This window comes from Nguyenibacter vanlangensis (assembly GCF_013376155.1).
GTDB classification, from domain to species: Bacteria; Pseudomonadota; Alphaproteobacteria; order Acetobacterales; family Acetobacteraceae; genus Gluconacetobacter; species Gluconacetobacter vanlangensis.
On the sequence record NZ_JABXXP010000691.1, the window covers coordinates 1 to 1436 of the forward strand.

The following is a 1436-nucleotide window of genomic DNA, read 5'->3' on the forward strand; positions in this document are numbered from 1 at the left end:
AATCCGGTGCGCCCGGTGGAGGCCCTGGCGGTGATGGCCGTGCTGGACGCGGCGGTGGTGTCGGCCCGGGACGGGATCGCGGCCGAACTGTCCCTGACGAACGCCGAGCGCGGCCAATGGGGGACAGGGGCGGGCCGGATCCTGGTGTGAATAGGGACCGGTCCGCCTCAAGCCCGCCTGGAAACACGGGCTGGTGAGCGAGAGTGGAACGCAGTGGGACGCTCAGCGTGGGTTTGTGAAATAGCCGTGAATAGGGTCCACCCCAAGCCTGCCCGGAAACGCGGGCTGGTGAGCGAGAGCGGAACGCGGTGGAGCGCCCAGCGTGGGTTTGTGAGATAGCCGTGAATAGGGTCCGCCCGAAGCCTGCCCAGAAACGTGGGCTGGTGAGCGAGAGTGCCGCGCAGCGGCACGGCCGGCGTGGGTTTGCGAGCATCGCAGCGCAGCGGCCTGGATGGCCGTGAGCCGCGAAGCGCAGCAAAACCCGCGTCCGGATCGCCGTGATAGGGTCCGCCCGAAGCCTGCCCGGAAACGTGGGCTGGTGAGCGAGAGTGCCGCGTAGCGGCACGGCCGGCGTGGGTTTGTGAGCATCGCAGCGCAGCGGCCTGGATGGCCGTGAGCAGCGAAGCGCAGCAAACCCGCGTCGGATCGCCGCCAGCACGCGTTTACGGGCGGGCTTGGATGGGGGGGTGGGTGTCTGGGGGCATGGGACTGACATAAGGCTGGCGGCGCAGCCGGTCCGCGTGGTCGCGTTTGGCGCGGTCCAGCAGGGCGGGGTCGGAGAGGATGTCGGTGGCGGTGGCGGCCATGACCTTGGCGACGTGGACCATGCCCTTGTGCGCGACGGAGGATTTGCCCTGGGCGGTCATCTGCCAGGAATGCAGGGTGGTGCCGATGGCGCAGGTGGCGCCCAGGGCCTGGACGGTGGGCACCACCCAACTGACGTCGCCGACATCGGTCGAGCCCAGCAGGATCGGGCCGGCCGGCGACGGATAGGGCAGGATGGCGTCGCAGAGCGGGCGGTCGGTGTCCGCCGGCAGGCCGACCTGGCGCAGGGCGGCGGCGATGTCCTCGGGGTTGAAGGTGGCCTGCATGTCGCGCGCGAAGGCGCGGTCGGATTCGTCGAAGGGCGGCGGGCCGAGGCGTTCGAGATTGGCCTGCATGGCGGCTTCGAGCGGGGGATTGCCCAGCAGGTTGGCCATGCCGCTGACGACCTGGCAGGTCACGGTGGTTTCGGTCATCAGCGCCGCGCCCTCGGCGACGCGGCGCACGCGCTGGGCCAGGGCCAGCATGTCGTCGAGTTCGGCCGCGCGGACGGTGTAGCGGATCACGGTCCGGGACTGCACGACATTGGGCGCGGCCCCGCCGGCATCCTGATAGGCGTAGTGAATGCGCGAACTGGGCAGCATATGTTCGCGCAGGTAATTGACCCCGATATT

General features: G+C 69.8%; 1 pseudogene. It reads right to left on the minus strand.

The annotated features are described in order from the left end of the window. Window positions 1-662: 662 nt before the first annotated feature. Window positions 663-1436, minus strand: a pseudogene (locus tag HUK84_RS18090) (amidohydrolase); the annotation flags it as partial.